Annotated in this window: 16 protein-coding genes; all 16 read right to left on the bottom strand. The window is 40.2% G+C overall.

Going from position 1 to position 23,969, the window contains the following annotated elements; all coding sequences use genetic code 11:
- Window positions 1-52 precede the first annotated feature (52 nt).
- The 16 genes from BFP71_RS05965 to BFP71_RS05895 all read right to left on the bottom strand — a co-directional run bounded on the left by BFP71_RS05965 (window position 53) and on the right by BFP71_RS05895 (window position 23,958).
- Window positions 53-2,110 carry a tetratricopeptide repeat protein gene (locus tag BFP71_RS05965; RefSeq protein WP_069834508.1) on the bottom strand — a complete coding sequence of 686 codons (2,058 nt, stop codon included), beginning with the start codon at window positions 2,108-2,110 and terminating at the stop codon, window positions 53-55.
- 76 nt (window positions 2,111-2,186) lie between these two features.
- Window positions 2,187-2,453, bottom strand: coding sequence for a helix-turn-helix transcriptional regulator (locus BFP71_RS19250; protein ID WP_141719694.1), 267 nt, complete (start codon window positions 2,451-2,453; stop codon window positions 2,187-2,189).
- A 10-nt stretch (window positions 2,454-2,463) separates the two neighbouring features.
- Window positions 2,464-3,594 carry a dockerin type I domain-containing protein gene (locus BFP71_RS05960; protein ID WP_069834507.1) on the bottom strand — a complete coding sequence of 377 codons (1,131 nt, stop codon included), beginning with the start codon at window positions 3,592-3,594 and terminating at the stop codon, window positions 2,464-2,466.
- 77 nt (window positions 3,595-3,671) lie between these two features.
- A complete protein-coding gene (locus tag BFP71_RS05955; protein ID WP_069834506.1) occupies window positions 3,672-5,723 on the bottom strand; it encodes a tetratricopeptide repeat protein in 2,052 nt (683 codons plus the stop codon).
- 545 nt (window positions 5,724-6,268) lie between these two features.
- The gene (locus tag BFP71_RS05950; protein ID WP_069834505.1) at window positions 6,269-7,771 is read right to left on the bottom strand and encodes a 6-bladed beta-propeller; all 1,503 of its coding nucleotides are present in this window, start codon (window positions 7,769-7,771) and stop codon (window positions 6,269-6,271) included.
- 104 nt (window positions 7,772-7,875) lie between these two features.
- Complete coding sequence (locus BFP71_RS05945) at window positions 7,876-9,606, bottom strand: tetratricopeptide repeat protein (RefSeq protein ID WP_088124896.1); 1,731 nt, start codon at window positions 9,604-9,606, stop codon at window positions 7,876-7,878.
- Window positions 9,607-9,640: 34 nt separating this feature from the next.
- Window positions 9,641-9,913: a helix-turn-helix transcriptional regulator gene (locus BFP71_RS05940; RefSeq protein WP_141719693.1), complete on the bottom strand. Its 273-nt coding sequence runs from the start codon at window positions 9,911-9,913 to the stop codon at window positions 9,641-9,643.
- Between the two features lie 3 nt (window positions 9,914-9,916).
- Window positions 9,917-11,455 (bottom strand): hypothetical protein, encoded by a 1,539-nt coding sequence (locus BFP71_RS05935; protein ID WP_069834502.1) that lies wholly within the window; start codon window positions 11,453-11,455, stop codon window positions 9,917-9,919.
- A 143-nt stretch (window positions 11,456-11,598) separates the two neighbouring features.
- Complete coding sequence (locus BFP71_RS05930; RefSeq protein WP_069834501.1) at window positions 11,599-13,371, bottom strand: tetratricopeptide repeat protein; 1,773 nt, start codon at window positions 13,369-13,371, stop codon at window positions 11,599-11,601.
- Window positions 13,372-13,400: 29 nt separating this feature from the next.
- Window positions 13,401-13,676 (bottom strand): helix-turn-helix transcriptional regulator, encoded by a 276-nt coding sequence (locus tag BFP71_RS05925; RefSeq protein WP_069834500.1) that lies wholly within the window; start codon window positions 13,674-13,676, stop codon window positions 13,401-13,403.
- 5 nt (window positions 13,677-13,681) lie between these two features.
- A complete protein-coding gene (locus BFP71_RS05920) occupies window positions 13,682-15,940 on the bottom strand; it encodes a choice-of-anchor D domain-containing protein (protein WP_069834499.1) in 2,259 nt (752 codons plus the stop codon).
- 154 nt (window positions 15,941-16,094) lie between these two features.
- Entirely contained in the window at window positions 16,095-17,873 is a 1,779-nt protein-coding gene (locus tag BFP71_RS05915) for a tetratricopeptide repeat protein (protein WP_069834498.1), read from the bottom strand.
- Window positions 17,874-18,037: 164 nt separating this feature from the next.
- On the bottom strand, window positions 18,038-18,307 hold the full coding sequence (locus BFP71_RS19245) for a helix-turn-helix transcriptional regulator (RefSeq protein WP_141719692.1): 270 nt from the start codon (window positions 18,305-18,307) through the stop codon (window positions 18,038-18,040).
- A 7-nt stretch (window positions 18,308-18,314) separates the two neighbouring features.
- Entirely contained in the window at window positions 18,315-20,093 is a 1,779-nt protein-coding gene (locus BFP71_RS05905) for a dockerin type I domain-containing protein (RefSeq protein WP_069834496.1), read from the bottom strand.
- A gap of 200 nt (window positions 20,094-20,293) precedes the next feature.
- A complete protein-coding gene (locus tag BFP71_RS05900; protein ID WP_069834495.1) occupies window positions 20,294-21,043 on the bottom strand; it encodes a LytR/AlgR family response regulator transcription factor in 750 nt (249 codons plus the stop codon).
- Window positions 21,040-23,958: a sensor histidine kinase gene (locus BFP71_RS05895; RefSeq protein WP_088124895.1), complete on the bottom strand. Its 2,919-nt coding sequence runs from the start codon at window positions 23,956-23,958 to the stop codon at window positions 21,040-21,042. Before BFP71_RS05895 ends, BFP71_RS05900 begins: the two co-directional genes overlap by 4 nt.
- Window positions 23,959-23,969: the final 11 nt, after the last annotated feature.

Below are 23,969 nucleotides of genomic sequence, written 5' to 3'. Positions count from 1 at the left end.
TGCAATACCAATGTACAGCAAATCTCTTAGGTAGTCATTAGGTAGACAATCGTCAAAATTTGCTCAAAAACGCAGATAAATTAACCTCAGGATCATTAATGATTAGCTTTTTTCTGATTCTATATCTGGCTTTTTTAGCGCCATCCTTTGATATTCCTAGGACTCCAGCCATCTCTTTTATCGAAAGGTTTAATCTTATTAATGCACAAAGTTGTAATTCCCTAGGGCTTAAGTCGGGGAACTCATTAGTAAGCTCTTCGAAAAAAGATTCATGCACTGATTCAAACGACTTCCTGAAAGTCTCCCAGGTGTTTTCTGTCATATTAAAAGACCTCTCTAATGAACTTACTGACTTCTTTATTTTCGTTATATCTGTGTCAGCTACACCCGAGGAAATACTTTCTTTGAACTGGGCAATTAATTCGTTCCTTTCGGCCATCACCAAAGCTTGAGCAACCAGTTCCTTATCCTTCAGTTGAAGCTCATTTTTGAGAGAGTCGGCCCTTAGCTTTTCATTTTCAGAATTAAGCTTATATCCTTCTTTTTCCTTTTCAATAATTAGGCGCTTTCTTTTCTGCCTGAGCACTTGCCAAAAAGCTAATGATAAGACGAAACTGCTAGCACCAAATATATAGGCGTTCAATTGCTTTTTCTTGGCTTTCTCAAGCTCTAAAGAGGAAGATAAATTTTCTATTTGGCTGTTCTTTACCCGAAGTTCTAACTCCTTTTTCTCGGTTTCAAATTCGATAGAACTTCTGACGATACTATTGACTTTTTCAGCATCTAAAATTGACTCATTATATATTTTTGACTCTTTGTAAAACTCGAATGCCTTTTCATGTTTATCCCATTCACTGTATATCTCTGATAAATACAAATTCGTCCATACTAATACATCAGGCATGCTTTCTCTTTCGGTTACTCTCAAAACTTCTTGTAGCAGATCTTCCGCTTTTTCAAGTTTTCTGTCCTTTATCAATTCCCTTGCGAGTATGTTATTGGCTACAGCGTATGCGTGTATCTCTTTGGTTTCTTCCCCAATTTTTGCTGCTTTTGTGGCGCTAGCTATTCCTTTTTCCCTATCTCCTAGCGTAAACGATATCTTTGAACGTGTTACGTAGGAAATAGCAAGTTCACTGGCGTCAGATTCTTCTTTAAGCTTAATTGCCTGCTCCGAGAGGATAAGTGCAGTGTCTAGTTTTATACCAGAAAGGTGATATTCGACTGATAAATTATGTAATGTACTAGCCTCTCCTACTTTATTCCCTGTTTGCCTGTATGAAGCCAACAAGGGTTCTAAAAACTCGATGGCTTTATCATGGAGTTCAACGGCACTAAAAAGAATGAACAAATTTAGTTGAGCATCTAATTTGGTTCTTTCGTCATCAATCTCTGTAGCGAGCTCAAAGGCTTCTTCATAGTATTTTAATGCTTCTAGGTGTTCCTTCCTGTAATAGTAGATATTGCCTATGTTATTTAACGAAAGAGCCGCTTGCCTGAAGTTTGAAACTTCCTTGAATTTCGCAAGGGACTTTTCATAATAAAATATTGCTGAATCAAGCGCTCGAACGTTGTAATGAATTATACCTATGTTGTTTAACAAATTACCCTCTACATCAGTAAATCCATATTTCTTTGATTCAACTAGGCCCCTTCTATACATTTCCATAGCCCTGTCATTCTGTCCCAAGCTCTTATACATGACAGCAATGTTGTTGATCATTCTCATCTCACCTTTCTTGTCTCCTAATTCCTTTCTGAGAACCATTGAACTATCCATCCATACGATCGCCGAGTTATAGTCTGCTTTGACATATTGAACAGTTCCTTTTTGATTGTATGACCAAGAAAGTCCTTTCTTAAAGTCTAATTCATGTGCTAAGACTAATGCTTGATCTATATATAAACCGGAAGAGTCGGCGTTGACCCATGTATAAGCCCGTGATAAGTTGTGCAAAGTAATAACCTTGGTAGTATCTACTGTTTGGGTAGACAACAGGTGCCTTAAGCTATCGATAGGCCCTCTCTGTGCCAAAACAGCATGTGTGTTTACAAAAAAATATCCTAAAAAAATGAATAGGACTTTGGCAACAGTCTTGGTTAAGTTCATGGGGACAAGTATACCCAATAATCTCACAATTTTGTATTACCATTAGGTAGACGACAGGTAGACTTTTATCTCTTCTTTAGAAAAAATCTGACCACCTGACAGAAGAGACTATACCCAACTTCTTCCTTAAGCGATGCTTTGCCTTTTTGACACTGTCGGGTTCAATATGTAAAAGTGAAGCAATTTCTTTTGTCGAAAGATCGGCATTTAGATAGGTACATAGCCTTAGATTATAGGCCGTTAAATGAGGAAACCGCTTTTTTAAGTCTCTTTGAAACTGCCTACTTGAAAATTGCAGTTCACTTTCTAAATGATCTATAATACGTTGTTCTAAAACGGTCATAGCCTTAGCATTATGTGGTTGGTACTTGTCTGGTCTTACTCGTGTTCTTCTGTTGGAAGTCATTGCGGTCTACCGCATTGATCTCTCCGTCTAGGTTGAAGTCGGCACTGCCATTGCCTGAGTAGCTGTAGACTGCTCCGTTGTTGGTGCGCCATGTGCTCAAGTCTGTGCTGTTGATACTGCCATCTTGATTCACATCTCCTGATGGCATCCCAAACTTGTTGTTGGTTAGGCTTGCTAGGGCGGTCGTCGTCTGGTAGGTGTTCGCTGAGTTGCTGGTGAAGTCTATCGTATAATTACCCCCACTTTCAGAAATTGCACTAGCTGACATGATCGGTAAGTGGTTTCTATGATATATCACGATAAAAAAGTCTGATCCAGAATTTCCAGTTAAAGAAACGCTAAGGTTACTTGTCCCATCTGTGGCTTTTATAGTTCCATCGCTCATTAGAAATCCTGCCGCTGAGCCGACCTTAGTAGAATTTAAGGCTAATGCTGCCGATGCAGCTTCTCTTATCTCTACGAGTACCCAGTCTACCGCATTGGCTGGGATAGTAGCACTTGTTGTTTGGCTATGACTATTTACACCATTGTATGGTTGTTGTGCTGGTATGCTGCTATTGATTGCTGTGTTTAGGTTGGTACCGTTATAAGCGCCTTCTAGAAATACTGTGGCTGCTACTGTGAGGGTTGAAGGTGCGGTTACTGGGTCTGGTAATGCTGTACCCGATATAGTAGCACTGTAACTGGTTAGACTCGCAATAGTCTTAAAGGTAATATCGAATGTGTAGAACTTGGATGCATCTAATGTTGCCCCCACACCACTAGCCAATGAAATTGGAGTAGGTGCGGTATTCCTTGCTGATGTGTTGTATTCTCTCACATTTATGACTACATCGTCGCTCCAAGTAACAATAAAAGACCCACTTGAACCGTCAGTTATAATCCAATGATCAACAGGATCTGTACTAGGACATCCAGCACCCAAACAGACTTGTCCAGTTATTACGCCATTGGTACTTACTGTCTGGGTGCCACTCTGACTAATGGTACCATTAGGTTCCGTCTCCGCTGTTTGTGCTAAACCAAATTGGATTGAAAAAATGAATAGTAGGCTGAGAAGTATTGGCTTTAATTTCATAGATAGTTATTTCCTACCTAGTTAATCAAGCGCTATTGTCCCCCAAAACTTTCTGTGTGGCCTTGGTGTGGACAGGCTCAATACTTCATTAAAAACGACGATATTTTCTCTGGGGAATCTGTAAGCCTAAGCTTCTTTCTTATCCTATATCTTGCCTTTTTCACCCCTTCTTGAGAAATACCCAAGACATTAGACATTTCCTTAATTGACAAGTCTAGTTTAAGCAAAGCACAAAGCTTCAGTTCATGTGGTGTTAGCTCACCAAAATCTGCTTTCAATGAACCAAAGAAGCTCTCATAAACACCTTCAAAAGATGACCGAAATGCCTTCCAATCTTTGTCAAGATTTACTTTGCCATCTAGTGATTGTATCGTCCTTCTTAGCGTATCATTAGGTCGTTCTTGTACCTCCTCTATTAGCTTGTCTTTGAGGTCAAGGATAGCCTCGTTTTTCTGCGCTAACTGGAGTGCTTGACTCAAAACTTCCTTATGTTTAAGCTCTAACTCGCTCTTCAGTTCTTGGCTTTTCAGCCTTTCATTTTCGCTTATTAGGCTCAGTCTTTCTGTTTCTTTTGTTAAGGCGAGTCTTTTACTCTTTGCTATTTGAAAGCGCCAAATGAGTATGATTAAAAACAAAAATCCTATACCAATTAAACTAGAAATAAGCGTTCTTCTATTTGCTTGGAGTGTATGCACCTGAGCTTCAGCCAATGCTGTTCTTTCTTGGCTTAATTCTAATTCAAGTTCCTTTCTTTCCGTGTCAAACTCAATTGCGCTTCGGATTATGGCATTTGCTTTTTCTTTGTTTATGAGTGTATCTCTAAATGAATCATGAAACTGTTGATATTCGAAAGCTTTTCGATAATCGTTTCTAGCGCTAGTCAGTTTGGCCAAATAACCATAAGCGTAAGTTAGTACATCTGGAAAAACAGCTATTTTTTGAATCTCCAAATTGCGCCGAAACAGTTTTTCAGCCTGGTCAAAGTCCATCTTCTCAAAATATATGGTTCCTAAAACATTATTGATGATTGACTCGGTTTGTAATTGATCTTCTTGCAAAACCGAAAGGCCTTTATTCAATAGATTGATAGATTTCTCCACATCACCCAGCTTTTTAGAAGATTGCCCCGCGATATAGTACGATTTGGCTATGTTATATTTTATTTCTGCACTTTCCTTGAGTTCTATAGCCTGAAATGCGTAATCATAGGCCTTATCGTATTGTTCGCTATCTAAATAAGCAGCAGATAGGTTGGACATCAAAGAAACTTTGCTCAGCTGGTTATCAATTGTCTTGTTTTCCTCTAGAAGCTTCAAATACCATTCGATGGCTTTTTCATGCAAACCAATGGTGGAATAAACGATAGCTATATTCTCTGATGACATCGATCTGGTTCTGGCATTACCTGAACTTAGTGCTAATTGATAGGAGGCTTTGAAGTGCCTAAGAGCTTTCTGGTGTTGGGAACGTCGAAAATATATAGTGCCGATATTATTCTCTACCAGTGACATTTCTGATTTGTTATTGATTTCTCTATTGATTTCTAAAGACCTTTGATTGAAATACAATGCAGAGTCAAACCTATTTATTCGACTATAATAAATGGCAATATTGTTGTTGATTTCAGCCTGACGACCCTTAATATCATTCTCTTTGGCCACTTCTAGCGCTGCAAACAACATATCTTTAGATTTCTCATACTCCGCAAGGTTCTGATAGAAGACAGCTTTGTTATTCATTACCAATAGCTCCCCTGTAACATCACCAATCTTTTTTCTATAGATAAGTGAGCTATCCAACCAAATTATACCATTCCTTAAATTTCCACGTATGTATTGAACAACTCCTTTTTGATTATATGTAATGGCTAAACCTCTTTCGTAATTAATTTCCTTAGCCAAGGCTAGACCTTTGTCCACAAAATATTCCGAAGAATCAGCATTAATGAAGTTGTAGGCTGTAGAAAGATCATTCAATGCATTTACATGAAGTCGAGGAGTACTTACAGTATCCAAAACGCTTCTAATACTATCTATTCGCTTATTTTGAGCATAAACTTGGTGGACGAGCAACCCCAAGAATAAAGAAGCGATAATTCTTAGCGTGTAAGAGAGTTTTGGCCTATTCATGGGGACAATATTACCCCAAATACGTTAGATAATAATCGGCCTACTTGTGGACTGGTTGTGGACTTTAAGTTTAATTCAAAAGTATAATCTCATTCAAAGCCTTTTTCGGACGATATTTTTTCCATCATCTATCTTTAAAAACTTGAGACCATATAGTATTTGGGGCAACGGATAACTTTTTCCGGAGTCTATGTTTTGCCTTCTTTGCGCTGTCCGGTGTGATATTGAGCAGCGTTGCAATTTCTTTAGTCGATAAATTAGCTTTCAAGTAAGTACAAAGTCGGAGGTCGTAGGGTGTTAATCTCGGGTGCCTTGCCCGAAGCTCTTTTATGAAACTAGACGATGAGTTTTGTAATTCCTTAATAAGGTGATGCATTATACGCTGTTCTAGTACTGTCACGATTCTAGTTTGAAGGGACTTGTCTGCTCTTACTCGTGTTTTTCTGTTGGAAGTCATTGCGATCTACCGCATTGATCTCTCCATCTAAGTTGAAGTCTGCACTGCCATTGCCTGAGTAGTTGTAGACTGCTCCATTGTTGGTGCGTCATGTGCTTAGGTCTGTGCTGTTGATACTGCCATCTTGATTCACATCTCCTGATGGCATCCCAAACTTGTTGTTGGTTAGGCTTGCTAGGGCGGTCGTCGTCTGGTAGGTGTTTGCTGAGTTGCTTGTGAAGTCTATCGTCAGTGTGCCTCCTGATCCATCTATAGCAGCGGCTGACATGATTGGTAGGTGGTTTCGGTGGTAGATCACCACATAGTAGTCGGTCCCTGTGTTTCCGGTCAGGTTGATCGTTAGGTTGCTCGTACCATCTGTCGCCTTGATTGTCCCATCATTCATCAGAAAGCCTGCCGTCGAGCCTTTTCTGGTTGCGTTGGTTGCCGTAGCTGCTGACCCTGCTTCTCTTAGTTCTACTAATACCCAGTCTACTGCATTGGCTGGGATACTAGCACTCGTTGTTTGGCTATGACTGTTTACTCCATTGTATGGTTGTTGGGCTGGTATACTGCTATTGATTGCTGTGTTTAGGTTGGTGCCGTTATAAGCCCCTTCTAGGAATACTGTGGCTGCTACTGTGACTGATGATGGGGCAGTAACTGGAACTTGAGGTCCATCAAATTTTTGAATTCTATGGTTATTTCGATCTACTACCCAAACGTCTCCTGCTGCATCAAAAGCAATATCGACAGCTCCTGCATTACTTGAAAACTGACCATTTCCCGTACCGAGGGACCCAAAGGTTGATTGAAATGAAAAAGAGTTATCAAAAACCTGAACCCTTTCATTATTTCTATCTGCTATCCATATCGACCCGTCTGGATGTATTTCAATGGCGTCAGGTGTATCAAACTGACCATTTCCAGTACCAAGGCCTCCAAACTGATCTAGATAATTGCCGTTGCCATCGAATTTTTGAATTCGATCATTATTTCTATCAACGATGTATGCATTTCCCGTTTTGTCAAATGCAATATCAACAGGGCCTGAATTCGCGGCAAACTGACTATTACCAGTACCCACGGAACCAAACTTTGATTTAAATACAAAACTTGATGAGAAGATTTGTACACGTTCATTATTCCTGTCTCCAACCCATATATCTCCATTGACTGGATTTATACCTATTCCTTCAGGGTTATCGAATTGACCATCAGCTGTTCCCTCTGAACCATATGCTTGAATAAACGTTCCGTCATCACTAAATTTTTGAATTCTGTCATTACCACGGTCGACAACCCAAAGGTCATTATTAGAATCAAATACGAAGTTTTCAACAGCATTTGAAGCAAATTGACCATTTCCTGAACCAATACTTCCAAATTGAGAGACATAGACACCACTACTATTGAAAATCTGTATTCTCTCGTTGGTCCTATCAATTACATACAGATTTCCATTGACTGGGTGAACCGCGACGGCAGTCGGATTGGCTATTTCACCATCCCCAGACCCATTTGAACCAAATTGGGTGATATAAGTAGGTGTTTGTGCTAATAAGTAGGTACTACAACTAACGAGAATTAAGAAATAACAAGCTTTTAACATTGAGTTTGATCATGTGTTGATATTGATCAAAACTCATTAAAACAGCCGAATGAGCGGTATAATTCTACCAGACTTACATTGGACTAAGTCGGACTTAGCATGGACTAGATCTTTGAAATATAGTTTTCCAGCGCTGCAAAATGGTCAAAACCCATTTTTTGCCTTAATCTATACTTTGCTTTTGCCACGCTATCTGATGAAATATTGAGCACTTGGGCTATTTCCTTATTCGATAAATTGACTTTAATCAAGGTTGCTAACCTTTGATCATTTGCGCTTAATGCTTCACTTCTGTCGAGAAGTTTATCTAGGAACTTTGGGTATGCTTTCTCAAACTGGATTTTAAAACTTATCCAATTCTTTTCTTCAAATAGGTTTGACACAATACTTTCCGCCATTCGATCAACATCAGCCCTTTCCGTCCCAGTTTTAGTATCTGCTTTTTCATTTAAACGCCCCCTCAACTCCTCCAACAATTCAGTCTTATGGGAGAGTTGGCTCGTATAATTGGCCATTTCATCTTGCTTGAGCGAAAGTTCTTTCATGGTTAGCGCAGACTGTTTTTCGGCAAGGAGTTTTTCTTTTTCAGATAGGGCTATGTTTCGTTTGTATCTAAGTCTAAGTAGATAAAATACGATTATTGCAAGCAGTAAAAAGCCTCCAAAACTTAAAAGCAACACATTGCGCTGAGCTGTTTTCAACTCAATTTCCTTTTCGGCCAATTGTGCATCCTTCTCTAATTGTGCCGTTTGAAATTCTTTTTCTAGCGCTAATATTTCTTTTTTCTTGTTGATTTCTAGTAACGAATCGTTCATAATTCGCCACTCCGACAGATACTTATAAGCAGAATCAATTTGCTTTGTTCGTTCAAAGGCATCTGCAAGTTCAAAAAGTAAATCGCGCTCGGTAATCAATGAGCCTATTCCTTTGATCTCATTTAGTCCATTTCGGTAACTGTTAATGGCTTTGTCGTACCTCCCCTGACCAGCATACAATAACCCTATGTTATAATAGCCATCCGAGATATTTCTTTTGTTGCCAAGTTGTAACCTCACCTCTAAAGCCGATTCAAAACCTACGATTGCCTCCTCGACATTCCCTTGTTGATAAGCAACAATGGCTAGGTTGTTAAACCCATGAGCAACTCCGCGAAGATCTCCATTCTCTTTATGCTTTTTCATGCCCTTGCGATAGTAAAAGGCCGCAGAATCAAGTTGAGTCAGTTGGGAATAGTAGGTGCCAAAAGCGGCCCAAAGCCTAGCCTGTGCCGATGGTAAAAGCTCCTTATATTGCCCCCTAGCTTTTGTCAAATATTCATAGGCTAGATCGAACTCTTTCATCAACAAATGCAATAATCCTATATTATAATCAACACTATATGTCGTTTCCTCTCGGCCAACCCTATCCGTCTCCTTTTTAACCTGTTGGTAATAATAGAGTGCATTTTTGTAATCGCTCTTTTGATAATAAGAGTTTCCAAGAATTAGCATTACGCGAGAATAAAGTAAAGAAGAATCCCTTTCCTCTTTAGAAATGTCATCTAAAACTCTAGTCAATACATTAACAGATGAATCTGTGAGTTCCATTTGCAATAGTGCTACTCCGCGAAAAAATCTGGAATAAAGAAGGCCTCTTGTATTTGACTGTTCTTTAGATAATTTTTCTAATTGATCAGTAAGAACACTGATAGAGTCTGGGCTAGAAAGCTCTTTTTTAACTAGCTCATTAAGCTTTTTAATAGTTTGTTCAGCTCCAGAAAATTCCTGCCCTTTGACACTGATAGACACTTGAAACAACAGCGCAAATAGGATAAAGAGAGCTCTTAAAGACATCATGGTCAAATGCCTCTCAAGATAGAAAGTTCAATTTTTATTTCCCAAAAGCTGTCCCCCAAGTAGTAGTTGCGTCAATAGACAACTTCTTCCTCAATCTGTGTTTAGCTTTCTTTACGCTATCTGGAGTAATGTTAAGCAATGTGGCAATTTCCTTTGTAGAAAGATTGGCCTTGAGGTAGGTACACAGTCGAAGATCGTAAGCCGTAAGACAGGGATATGTCTTCTTTAGCTGCTGTTGAAAAGTCAAAGTCGGTGCTTGCAACTCACTCATCAGCCTATCCATGATTTGCCTTTCTAAAATAGTCATGGCCTAGTTACTTGGTACTTGTCTGGTCTTACTTGTGTTTTTCTGTTGGAAGTCATTGCGATCTACCGCATTGATCTCTCCATCCAGATTAAAATCAACGACCCCATTACTGCTATAGTTAAAGGTGACCCCATTGTTTGATTGCCAAGTAGCCAGATCATCGGTGTCTATGTCACCATCACCATCGGTGTCTCCTGCCACCATTCCAAACTTACTGCCTGAAAGACTCACAAGGGCTGTTGTGTTCTGGTAGGTGTTGGCTGCACTACTTGTAAAGTCAATACTATAACTACCACTGCTTTCAGATATGCTTGCGGAAGACATGATCGGCAAATGATTTCGATGATAAATCACTATGAAAAATTCAGAACCCGTATTCCCTGTTAGTGAGACCGTGAGATTACTCGTGCCATCTGTGGATTTGATACTACCATCGGTCATTAAAAAACCTGCAGCAGAGCCAATCTTTGTCGAGTTCAAAGCTGCTGAAGCTGAAGCTGCTTCTCGTAGTTCCACTAAAACCCAGTCTACAGCATCCGAAGGAACACTACCTGTACTTCCACCGGTATGACCATTAATGGTGTAAGGCTGATTTGTAGGTATATCGGCATTGATTCCTTTACTGAGGTTGGTACCATTATAAGCTCCTTCAAGGAAGACAGTTGCGGCGATGGTTGCTGTATTAGGTAAGGTGCTAAAACTGATGTTACTACCATAAGCTGTTCCTTGTGAATTTATCGCATATGCCCGGTAAAAAATGGTAGTTGCTGGAGGCAACGAACCTATTGTTGCACTGAAAGGACCACTTCCCGAGCCATTTGTAATTTGGTTATCCGCAGTGGTGGGGTTAGTACTCGTGCTCCAAACAATACCTCTTTCTGTCACAAAAGCGCCACCATTATCAGTTATATTTCCTCCAAGCACTGCAGTCGTGGCGGTAATAGAAGTTGCGTTCGCTGAGGTTAATGTGGGTGCGCTTGCTGATGTAATCATAGTAGCTGCTATACCAGTAAAGGCACCATTAGCAATCACGGCTGTATAAGGACCAGCATTGAAAGTTTGAGCTGCACCATAATTTCCAGGGCTTGCTTGAATAACTGTGCCGACCGGAATGGTTAGTGTCTCACCACTATTAATCGTAGTATTCGCAGCGAGTGAGAAGACAACGACCTCGTCAGTCGTGTGAATGAAAGGGCCAAATGTAATACCATAGGTGCCCATGCTTGTACCGTTTCCAGATTTTCCTCCTGATGTAGTATAGCCAAGTCCAGAAGCGGTGGCGAACCCTCCCGGAGAAGGTGTGGCGTTATACACGTTCTTAATGATTACGCTAAAAGCATTCTGAGTAGACGCATATGATTCTGAAAATTGGAAGGTCGCCGACTGATTTAAAACCATCTTTAGCCTATAATTACCCGATGCTCCAGGCTCCACACTAAAGGTGGCATCCAATTGCTGGGCTTGGAGTGAGTCGTTTATAAAACTAATAAGCACTAATAAGACTAGCCCGATGATTTTTCGAAAAAAAGATAACTCCCTCATGATCTGAAAACATTAAAGATTACCGAGCTACCAAGAAATTTTGTGCTCGTTAAACATTAGTGCTAAGAACATAAACAAGTAGAGTTTCGCCCTAATCTAGCAGGCGGACAATTTACGGATCAAACAACCGGACAATTTACGGACTACGCCAATTCAGACAGGAATACCAACATTTCTTTGGTTTCAACAAACCCTAGTTTTTGTTTTAACCGATACTTTGCTCTGATCACGCTATCACTTGAAATGTTGAGTAATGCGGCAATTTCTTTATTGGACAAGTTAATCTTCAAAAGGGCAAGTAGTCTTTGTTCACTATTCGTTAGTTGCACCTGTTTGTTGCTTTCAATCAATGAGAAAAATTGTGGATAAACTGCTTCGAAGTAAAGTACAAATGCCGCCCAGTCTTTATCTCCATTGACCGCAAAATGTATCTTGGCTAACAGTCCATCTAAATCCGCATTGATGCCTTTATCAAGCTCTAGTTTTTCTTCCAATTCTAGCGCTTTCTTTTCCAGCGATTCATTACTCGACAAAAGACCTTTGGCATAAGCCACTAACCCTTCTTTTTCCGTTTCAAACTGATGCTGTTGAAGGACTACTTTCTGATTGGCTATAAGTCTGTCCTTTTCTTTTATGATTAGTTTGGTTTTGAGTTTGTTCCGGTTCCAAACTGCCCAAAAAGTAATCATTAACAAGACCGCTGCCACAATCAGAATTACCTGTCTGCTCTTCACAATCTTAAGGTTCTCTATTTCAATTTGTTGCAACTCTAACTCTTTTTCGGCTTTCATTTTTTGAAATTCGAAACGCTCCGTCATTCCGGTAATATTCTTCTGGTTAGTCCTACTGGTGATAGAGTCTTTCAAACTAACATATTGCTTGTGATAGGTCAAGGCTTTTTTATGGTTGGATATGGACTCATTCGCTTCTGACAGCAGTGAGTAAACTTCGCTGAGGACTTGGTCGTCTAAAAACGCTTCTTTTTTTAATGCTTGCTCTAAAAAATCAATTGCGGGTCGAAATTCACTTATACTCATCATCAATTCACCTCTGTTTTTTTGAATAATCCCAAGACTCCTCTCATTTCTGAGTGCAATCCAAATATCTTCAGCTTGGTCATAGTGCTCATTGGCATTATTCACATCTCCAAGTTGGGCGTAAGAGTACCCCATATTCAACAACAAGTTGGCCGTATGTGCTTGTGAATCTAGTTCTTCAAAAACCTGCAAGGCTTCCTGAAAATAAGTCAACGCACTTCCATAGTCCTTATTGACAGCGCTAAGAATTCCAAGGCTTCCGTTGATTTGACCCCATCTGATTGCGCCAATATTGGCATTCGACTCAGCCAATGCTCTGGCTTCAAGCAAATACTGCTCCGCACTGGCATAGTCTTTCAAAGTCTGTTTGATAGAACCAATATTGATCAGGTTAGATACCTCAAGATCGGCATTTGCAATTTTCTTGGCAGCATCAATACCTGAAAATGAAAGCTCTAGTGCCCTTGCATAGTCATTCCTTCTCATACTGATGGTGACTAAACTCAGGTTTGAATAAGCCAAGCCACGCTGAAAATCAGCCGTCTCAGAAATATCCTTTGCACGGATTAATACTTCTTCAGCTTCATTATAAAGCGATTTACCATTGAAGATCACACCCTGATTGATCAAAGCCATGGCTATACCCTCCTTGTAATTCGTATTTTCAGACAGATCAATCGCTTCGTTTGACAAGGCCATAGCCTCTTCAGGCGTGGAGTACATTAAACCCCTCGTCAGACTATTTAATGCGTCTACTTTTTCTTTTCCTGACAGCAAAGGGATTTGTTTTCTGACGCTATCTATACGCGATTGCTGAGCAATGAGATTTACTGAGAAAAGTAGGAAGGCAAAAAACCAATTTTTAGCTGCTCGCGACATATTGTGACCATGTCGAAAGTAGGCATAAGTCAATTATTGTCCAAAAGAGAGTTTATAGAAGTATCAGGACGTAATTTCAATTTCTTTCTTAATCGATGCTTTGCTTTTTTGACACTATCTGGCGTGATGTTCAATATGACAGCAATCTCCTTAGTAGAAAAATTGGCCTTTAGGTAAGTACACAATCGAATATCATAGGCTGTCAAATTCGGGTATCTACGCTTAAGCAGTTCTTGAAGTCTAAAATTAGTTCCTTCTAATCCTTTCATTAAATGATCAATAATTTGTTCTTCCAGTACAGTCATAACACTCAATTACTCGGTACCCGACGAGTCTTACTCGTGTTCTTCTGTTGGAAGTCATTCCTGTCTACCGCATTGATCTCTCCGTCTAGGTTGAAGTCTGAACTGCCATTGCCTGAGTAGCTGTAGGCTGCTCCGTTGTTGGTGCGCCATGTGCTCAGGTCGGTGCTGTTGATGCTGCCATCTTGATTCACATCTCCTGATGGCATCCCAAACTTGTTGTTGGTTAGGCTTGCTAAGGCTGTCGTTGTCTGGTAGGTGTTCGCTGAGTTGCTGGTGAAGTCTATGGTCAGTGTGCCTCCTGATCCATCTATAGCTATGGCTGACATGATTGGTAGGTGGTTTCTATGGTAAATCACCACATAGTAATCTGTCCCAGTGTTGCCTGTCAGATTGATCGTTAGGTTACTGGTACCATCTGTCGCTTTGATTGTCCCATCATTCATCAGAAAGCCTGCCGTCGAGCCTTTTCTTGTTGCGTTGGTTGCCGTGGCTGCTGTACTTGCTTCTCTTAGTTCTACTAATACCCAGTCTACTGCACTTGCTGGTATACTCACACTCGTTGTTTGGCTATGGCTATTTACGCCATTGTAGGGTTGTTGGGCTGGTATGCTGCTATTGATTGCTGTGTTTAGGTTGGTACCGTTATATGCTCCTTCTAGGAATACTGTGGCTGCTACTGTGACTGAAGCAGGCACACTGGAACCGCCCACCGCCTGTATACTGAATATATATTCAGGCTCGTGAATGTCATCGCTGTTGATGTGGATTTCTGCAGTTCGGATTGAGGCTATAGTTGAACTAAAATCAATAATGAAAGTAGTGCTGCTATTACCTGAAACAGAAGTTGCAGGTTGTGTATTGACACTAAAGTCAGCAGCGTTAGTTCCGGTAATGGTCACCGAGCTGCTACCAAGCGTCAGAATACCTGAACCCTGATTTTGGATAGTGAAAGTTCTTGACAACGAGCCTCCTGTTCCAAAATCAGTGTGATCAGTAACGGAGGGGCTTCCATCTCCAGAAATAATGTCAACACTGTTCCCCAGAACATTAATTTCTGGATTAGTCGTAGCTGTGAGCGTAAGCACCATTGCATCACCTCTATCCACAGTCGGCGTACCCACGGCGTTGTCATTTGTAAATGCCAGCACTACTCTATCCGAAGTCAACGCAGAAACAGTAATGTCATCGGCTTGCCCCACATAAATATTAGAAGGACTGGTAAGAGTTATGTTATTTGAGACTACTACTCCCGTATAAAAAGGCGAGGCATCACCACTCCCTCCATCTATGGCCACTATAAATTCGGTAGCTGAGATAGCATCGACGTCCAAATCATCTACTCCCTCAGCCGTGTAAAAGGTGACCACGTTCCCCGGAAAAGTGGGGGTAGTTCCACTAATAGTTCCGTAGGTCACTCCTGCATAGTCATTGGTTACATTGTATTCCCACGCTACAATTATTTCCGTTTCGCTCAGGGCAGTGACTTGTACGACGTCAACAACTTCATCAGAAGCAAAAGATACTTCCGTACCCAGATTAATTGTAGTTCCTGAAAGTTCCCCGATACGAATCAAACCTTCATTTAGGTTAACAGTTCCTTCGTTACCTTCGTAGACTAGAGCAAATTTGGTATCACTGAGTCTGGTCATATCAAAATAGCTTACGCTAAAAGCGGCTCTCACTGTGGCTCCCCAATTAATAGTTGTGCCATTCAGTGTACCAGCTACAATACTCAATTCTTTGTCGTTACCAGAACCAGTATCTTTTTCATACGCTACCACTACTTTATCGTTAGTCAACGTTGTCGCGCGCATCATCCTAAATGAAACTTGATCACCATCACCAAGCGTTTGTTCAGAACCGGCTGTTATGGCATCCCCATTTATGTCTAGTAGCACATATCTGTTCTGATCGGTTGACAACCGAGACTCAAAAATGACAATGGCTTTTGATGAAGAAAAAGCTGCTACGTCAGTTCTTGTGTAGATCATACTAGTCACTTCCACCGATGCGCCATAGCTAATATCCGAACCTGAAATGGTGCCGACGACGGCCATAATTTTAGAAGTAGCAGAAGAAACAGTTGTGCTGTAAATGATCAATACTTTATCATCGCTCAATCGAGTAGACCTTACCTGAGAAGAAAATCCATCTACAAATGGGTCAATACTTCCTGCTGAAGCTGATCTTTGGGCATAACTTTTCACTCCTAAATTTGATAAAATCAGCAACAGGGTAATTCTAAAAATGATACTTCTGGTCATTTAAATTTTAAGGAGTCTTTTAGATTCCTTTTTTTGGTTCAGACCAAAAATTCAAAATCAGGCACCAACGGATGGGTATTTAGGGTGCCGATTTTAATTTGAAATGAAAATATAGTAGCTCTTTAGGGACATAGAGTGCTTTGGAATGTCAAGATCATATCTTTAGTATATAAACTCGCAATTCTTCAGGAGAATTCAGGTTTATCTTCTTGTACATTCTTTGAATTGATTTTTTCACTGCATCATAACTAATATTCAGAATCTGGGCTATTTCCTTATTAGCCAAATTAATCTTGATAAGCATGCTAATGTCAATCTCATTCGGAGTTAATGATGGAACCAGTTCTATAAGCGTTGAAGTAAAACGAGGGAAACTCTCTTCAAATTTGAGCCTAAATTGCTGCCAAGTCATGTAATCTTCGGAGCGTCTTTCTAGATAGTTAACGATCTCTTCTATTCGCTTTGAAGGTATCAGATTTTCTCTTCTTTCTCCTAATTCTGCTAACTGCTCTTTGAAGCTCATAATAAGGCTACTTTGGTTTACGAGCAGATCGGCGTGTGACTTGAGCTCTTCATTCTTTAATGCCAACTCATGACCCAGTTGTTTTTTATACATTGCCTCATCCAGTCTTGCCCGTTTAACCTTACCTCTTTGATAAAGCCAAAGCAAAGTCATCATTAGAATCAATACCACTACAACGGTTGCTAACAGAAACTGTCTTGTAGTCAAAAGCTCCTCTTTCTGCTCTAAAAGGGCTACTTCCTGTCTAGTTGTACTTAGCTCATTTTCTTTCCTTTCTAAGTCAAATTGTGCTGAAAGCTCGGCTACCTTTTGTTGATTGGCTTTTTTGTCAACAACCTCTTTTAATTGGTTGTAAGTCCGAAGGGCATCCAATGCTTCCTCCAATTTCCCTTCCTTTTCATAAATGGTGACCATAAAATGGAGTACTTCCATCTCTCTTTTGGTGTCTTTGATCTCACGGGCAATGGTAAGGGCTCGTTTGTTAAGACGCCAGGCTGTAGAAAAATCCCCCTGTTCAAAACTAATTCGAGCTTTGTTTAACCAAATTCTTGAAACGCCTAGGAGGTCATTGAGCTGAGTTCTGTTTTTTAGCGATTTGTCATAGAAGTCATTAGCCCTAGAAAAGTCTTTTTTCAAGTAATAAGCGTATCCCAAGTTATTCAAAACTGTTCCTGCCGATCTTAGATCTTCTTCTGCTATAAATACAGGCAAGGCCTTTTCATAATTGAGAATACAACTTTCTAGGTCGCCTCGCTGATAGGCAGAAACCCCAAGGGCTAGGTATACTTGCCCTATCCTCAGTTTCAGATCAAAATTCTGAGCTATTTTCAACGATTCTAAAAAATAGCGATCGGCCTCCTCTGGTAAGCCTAAGCGGCTTTTTATATGGCCAATATTCATAGTATGAGTTTGCATGAGATCACCATCCCCTATTAATTCCGCAATCGCCAACCCCTCAATATGATTTTGAATAGCTTCGTCATATTTACCCTTTCTAATATTCAGGACTCCCTTTGCCAATAAAGCGGAAGTCAACCCATGGCGATCATCTTCTTCATTAGCCAAACTCATAGAGAGGTTTATCAAACTATCTGTTTTTGTAAAATTATTCTGCCTACTGGCAATAGTTGCTAGTATGAGCCAAGACTTTACTTTTCCTTGGTTATAGTGGAGTGAATCCGATAGTTTTAATGACTGCCGTATCAAAGACTCGGCCTCTTTAATATCGACATCCTTTCTAAAACCCGCTAGGGTGATTATCGCATCTATCCGACTGCTTCCATTACCTTCTTTCACCACATTTCTTAGACTGTCAACGGGTCTTTGAGCGCGTATTGGGAATGAAATTAGCTGAAGCAAGCTTAGAGTGTAGATGAAAAAAATGAATATTCTGATTTGACTAGCGCGCATTCTTGGGACGTTCGGGACATTGAATTTAAACAATGTCCCAAGACCGTCTCCCAATTAGCAAAATACTAATGAATAGCGTGGGTATATAGAGTGCCGACTGTTCTTAAATCATCGTATTTTGGTATGAAAGATTGACTTAGTTAAGATTTGTAGGTTTTTGAAAGCTACCTTAAAAACTGATCCCATTTCGTCAACGGCCCTAGCTCTACTTTTCGCCGAAGTCTGTGTTTGGCTTTCTTTACGCTGTCTGGTGTAATATTCAGTATCGATGCTATCTCCTTTGTAGAAAGATTTGCCTTTAAGTAGGTGCATAGCCTCAAGTCATAAGCTGTCAGGTGAGGATAGTGTTGTTTAAGATCTTCCTGAAATTTAAAGCTCGCCCCCTGTAATTCTTCAATCAGATGATCAAGTATTCTTTGCTCTAAAACGGTCATGTTCGTATCAGTTACTTGGTACTTGTCTAGTCTTACTCGTGTTCTTCTGTTGGAAGTCATTGCGGTCTACTGCATTGATCTCTCCATCTAGATTGAAGTCTGCACTGCCATTGCCTGAATAGTTGTAAGCTGCTCCGTTGTTGGTGCGCCATGTGCTCAGGTCGGTGCTGTTGATACTGCCATCTTGATTCAAATCTCCTGATGGCATCCCAAACTTGTTGTTGGTTAGGCTTGCTAAGGCGGTCGTCGTCTGGTAGGTGTTCGCTGAGTTGCTGGTGAAGTCTATGGTCAGTGTGCCTCCTGAGCCATCTATCGATGCGGCTGACATGATCGGTAGGTGGTTTCGGTGGTAGATCACCACATAGTAGTCTGTCCCTGTGTTTCCTGTCAGGTTGATCGTTAGGTTGCTGGTACCATCTGTCGCTTTGATCGTCCCATCATTCATCAGAAAGCCTGCTGCTGAGCCTTTCCGTGTTGCGTTGGTTGCCGTAGCTGCTGTACTTGCTTCTCTTAGTTCTACTAATACCCAGTCTACTGCACTTGCTGGTATACTCACGCTCGTTGTTTGGCTATGGCTATTTACGCCATTGTAGGGTTGTTGGGCTGGTATGCTACTATTAATTGCTGTGTTTAGGTTGGTACCGTTATAAGCTCCTTCTAAGAATACTGTAGCTGCTATTTGTAGTGAACTCGGGGCTAGGGTTGTCACATCTACTTTAGTGACTGTTGCTTGGACATTTGGGGTGCTTTCATCATCTCTGGCGATAAAGTATACATCATAGGCTGTGCCTGCCGTAAGGCTTGTTACTGCTGAGCTAAGGGTGAAAGGGTCTGTTAGGTTAGTGCCACTGCCTGAAGCGATTGGAGAGCCTCCTCCATTAGCCTGGCCTGCAATCACATTAGTTGGGGTTGGGGATGTAGCGCCATCGGCTACTACTACATAGTAAATGTCTCCTCCTTCATCGATGCTAGCCCCTGCTGTAAAACCTGTAGTGGAGACTGAACTAGCTGAAGGAGTTACATCGAAGGCTGGCGGGTCAGTGTCGGAGGCAGCAACATCTCCTGTCAATCTCATATTATCGATTATAAACGTTTCATCACCTCCGTTAGACTTCATCACTACACGAATGGAAACATTGGTGCCTGTACCAGCTATGTCAAAACTCATGTCAGCAAGCGTAATATCATTTCCTGAAAGAGTACCAAAGGGTAAGATCGTAGTGCCATCTCCTAAACCATTATTATCGGCATCCAAGGATGCATTAGTACCGCTTCCAGAACCCCGAAAAGAGGCTAGTAAAGTATAACTGCCTTGAGTAAAATTAGTGTTGACGTCGGGGTGATTGTCAATATCACTATCAAGCGCATAATATATTTGTAAATAGTCATCAGCCTCAAACCTATTGGCCCTGTCTACGCCTAATAGGAACTTGACCTTTAAGTCTGTCGCACCAGAAACATTGACATTATTGAATGTAATAATACTAAGGTCATCCACTCTTGGGTTTTCACTATCGTCCAAGTCATCTACAGCATAAAAATGTCTGTTCCCTGTCCCGTCATCATGAATGTTATCAGGGTAACCGGAAGAAATATGATAAGTAACAGTAGAACCTGTACCTGCATTAGCCTCATTCATCACACTCGAATAGTCGCTAAATCCACGTCTCCAGTCGTCACTCGTATACCCTAACTCTTGGGCTGTACCTTCAAAGCTCTCATAAGCGATGACTGTTTCAACTCGTCTGCCATCCAAATTTGAGTCATAATTAGGAAGGGTGAACATGCCTAATAAAAAAAATAATAGACTGGAATATCTGATCATGCTTGTCTTGGTCTTAAGGAAACCTAAATACCACCACAGGCATACACCGGGTAGTACTTTTCTCGCATGAATTAATAGTATGACCTGTTAGCTTTAAAAATTATCGCTTAAGCTGTCATACATCTGATATGAAATGCTATTCTGATTTATTTAACGGCGTTTTAAGGGATTGAAGCTGTAAGCTGTTCTAGCAAGTTCTTCTTTTTGCGTCGGCTAACTTCGAGTCGTTTACCATCAATCATTTTAACAAAGCCCCCATTACCGTGTTCATAATTGACTATGCAATTCAAGTTGACCAGATGAGACTTATGAATTCTTGAAAATCGAGTGTCGGGAAGTTGTTTTTCGAAGTACCCAAGGTTCTTGGATGAAAAAATGGACTGGTTCCCGTCAATGAAAATTCGGGCATAATTCTCATCAGCCAGCACATATTTGATCTCTGAATGGTCGATAAATTCAAACCCTTCTTTCGTTGGTATTACCAGCTTCTTTACAGTTATGGCTTCCTCAAAAGCCTCTTTAATTTGATTGAGTTGACCTGATGAAGTGAAGTTTGCCCTGTGCCTAAACCGTTCAATGGCATGGTTTAAGTCCTCCATATCCACTGGTTTTAACAAATAATCAACCGCCGCACTTTTTATAGCTTTTAAAGCATACTGACTATAGGCAGTGACAAAAATGACATGATAATCTTGAAACACAGTCTTTTCTAATACATCAAAGCCTGTTGACTTTCCAAGACGAATATCTAGGAATATCAGATCAGGTTTCTCCACATCAATCCGATGAATGGCTTCATCCAAATCAAAAGCTGATGGCACTAGACTAATTTCCGGGTGTTTTAACTTAATAAGCTTGGAAAGTAATTGCTCTCCAGACTCTTCATCATCAATTATTAGTGCCTTGATCATATGCTCAGTTTTGGTATGAGTTGTACAATTACTTTGGTACCGATACTTTGGCCTTTTTCATAAAGATCTAAAATTTCAACCTCTCCTGAATGGTCCCCTTTGTGTTTCCTTACAAGTTCATTCACAATTCGAGTGCCCAAACCTTCCCTCTTATTATTTTCTGATGGCCGTCCAACACCATTATCTATTACTTCAAAACCAAGGCCCTGCGCCGTTCTACTAACTTGAATAGTTACTAGCCCTCTTCTTCTATTTTTTAGCGGTGTAATACCATGCCAAATGGCATTTTCAACATAAGGCTGAATAACCATACTAGGCACTTTAATCTCTCGATCCACATCATCTGCCACCTTTACTTCGAAATCAAATTTATTGTTCAACCTCAAGTTTTCGAGCTCCATATATAGTCTGAGCGTTTCTAGTTCTTCTGTCAGAGAAATCATTGAAATATCAGAGAATTCAAGGACTCTTCTAATCAATTTTCCAAATTTTGCTAAGTACTGATAAACGCCTTCTGTGTCATTATCCAACACCATATTTTGAATTGAATTGAGGGAGTTGAATATAAAATGTGGATTTAGTTGAGATTGTAAGGCTTTGCGTTCAGCAGCTGCAATTTTCAACTGAATATCGAACTTACGTTTCTCTTTGATTCTATTACGCCTAACTACGAATTGAATCAATAGAAAGACAATGATGGAGAAAACTAATATTGAAACTGCTATGAACCACCATGTAGCCCAGAATGGTGTGGCAATAGTAAATGGTCGATTCGAAATTTCACTTTCGTCTCCAAATGCACTAATTGCTTTTACTTGAAAGTTGTAGATTCCGGACCTTAAGCCATTAAAATCGACCGTATTCTGGCTCGTCGTTCTCCATGTACTATCGAATCCCTCAAGCCTATATTCGTAAGTCAATCGATTTAGACTTTGAAAATGAAGCCCGTCAAATTCGAACTTAATATTCTTAATATTCGGTGCTAAGGGTGCCATTGACATAACAGGAAGATCATCAACAATCATTGACCGCATGTTGAGCTTCGGGATAAGCTTTGGCGATTCCCAATCTGCTAGACTAATTTTTGAAATCCCTTTGCTTGTGGCTGCCCAAAGTTCTCCTTCTTTAATCATAAGGTCGTTCACATCCTCACTTATTAGCCCATCCATCAACTTGATCGAAGACACTTTGTGACTTGAATTTAAAATCTCAAACTTGTCAATACCAGAATTTGTAGCAAGCCAATAAACAGAACGGTCGTCTATAAAAACTCTTCTTATGATGTTAGAAGATAAACCATCTTCAGTCGTAATATTTGTTAAACTATCACCGGAAGCTAGCAATAAACCATACCCGCCGGAAGCTAGTATGTAGGTTGAATCATTTATGCTAATGATATCATTGATGACAGAGTTCATGGCAGGATGAGCATCCATTTTTGAGACTTCTAAATCATCATTCAAAAAATAGAGCCCTCTTGCACTTGCGATTAGCATTCCTTTTCCATGTGGTTCTATATCAAGTACAGAACCAAACTTGAATGACTTTATCGCGAATGACCTATCGCTATACCTCCAATTTTTAAAAATTGTATTAGGCCCGATCTCATCAAACTCCTTATATAGCTTATCAATATCAACTACTACCAGTCCCCAAGTTATACCAATAGCATATAGTCGGTTTGTCCATTTGTTGATTGTCTTGATTGAACCTGGCATTCTAGAAAAGGAACCATTAGATCGTTTCAAAAGAAGTCCTTCCTCGAGCACTATCAGAAGATCGCCTTCATCACGGCCTTTCATAATTTTTTTTGTACGAGACCTTCCGTTGGACAAGTAAAGTGAATTGATATCTAGTTTTTCCTCCTTTATTTGACCAAACCTTGCCAAATTAGCTCCAACCCATATTTTGTCGTCCAAATCAGCAACTGTCAACACGTTCCCTATTGGCGCATTTTTAATTTTTGAGATTGATTTATTCTCAAGTGAGGGCACAAAGTATACTCCATTTCCCAACGTTGTAAACCAATAACCATCCTCTCGATCCTTTAACACATGAGTGATCTGCTTATTGGGGAAAAACAGCCTGGAATTGCCAGTTTTTTTGCTTATCCTTAGTCCACCTCCGAAAGTACAAACCCAGACATTTCCATCTTTGTAGTCATGCATTTTCGAAAAATCTTTGAGCATTGAGATATCTCTATTGCTCAGTCTCTTTATATATTCTTTATCTCCATTCTTACTAGAGACCATTAAATAGGAGCTGTTACTTGATATATATTCATCATTATCTACTGTTCCTTTTACAGAGATTAAATGTGCTTTTGTTTGTGCAGCTAGGCTTAAGTTATAGGTAGTATTATTAGCGATCGCCTTACCCCAGACCTCGCCATTTTTTTCAATAAAAGAGCCAATACGTACTTTTTGGTTTAAAGGATTTTCGCTGAAATTTGTGACCACTCCTTCACGGTCGATCATCACTAAATGTATTTTACTCGCTAGCCAAATATTTTGCCTAGAGTCTTCAAAAAGAGAGACATAATAGTTATCCATGGTGACTTTCGCCAGAGTGGTGTCATTTGTAGCATTGTAGAAAGTGCCGTCTTTGAAATAGCTTAACTTTCCATTAAACGCCGAAAACCATATTCTACCCTGACTATCTTGGTCGATTCGAAAAATTTCATTGTCGCCGAGTCCGTCAGTCATATAAAAATTTTCGAAAGACTTCCCGTTATATCGACTTACTCCTGTTTCCGTTCCAAACCAAATATATCCCTTGTCATCCTGTAGCGCACAATATACATTATCACCTACAAGCCCATTTTCGACTGTCAAATTGATAGAGGTCAACTCAAAGTCTTGGGCAATAAGTCCATTGAAAAAGAAACACACGACTAACGAATAAAGAATCCTCATCTCTACCAATT

The sequence above is a fragment of the Roseivirga misakiensis genome (assembly GCF_001747105.1).
GTDB lineage: Bacteria > Bacteroidota > Bacteroidia > Cytophagales > Cyclobacteriaceae > Roseivirga > Roseivirga misakiensis.
Note: the sequence above shows the minus strand (reverse complement) of the source record. Positions and strands in the feature narration are given on the sequence as shown.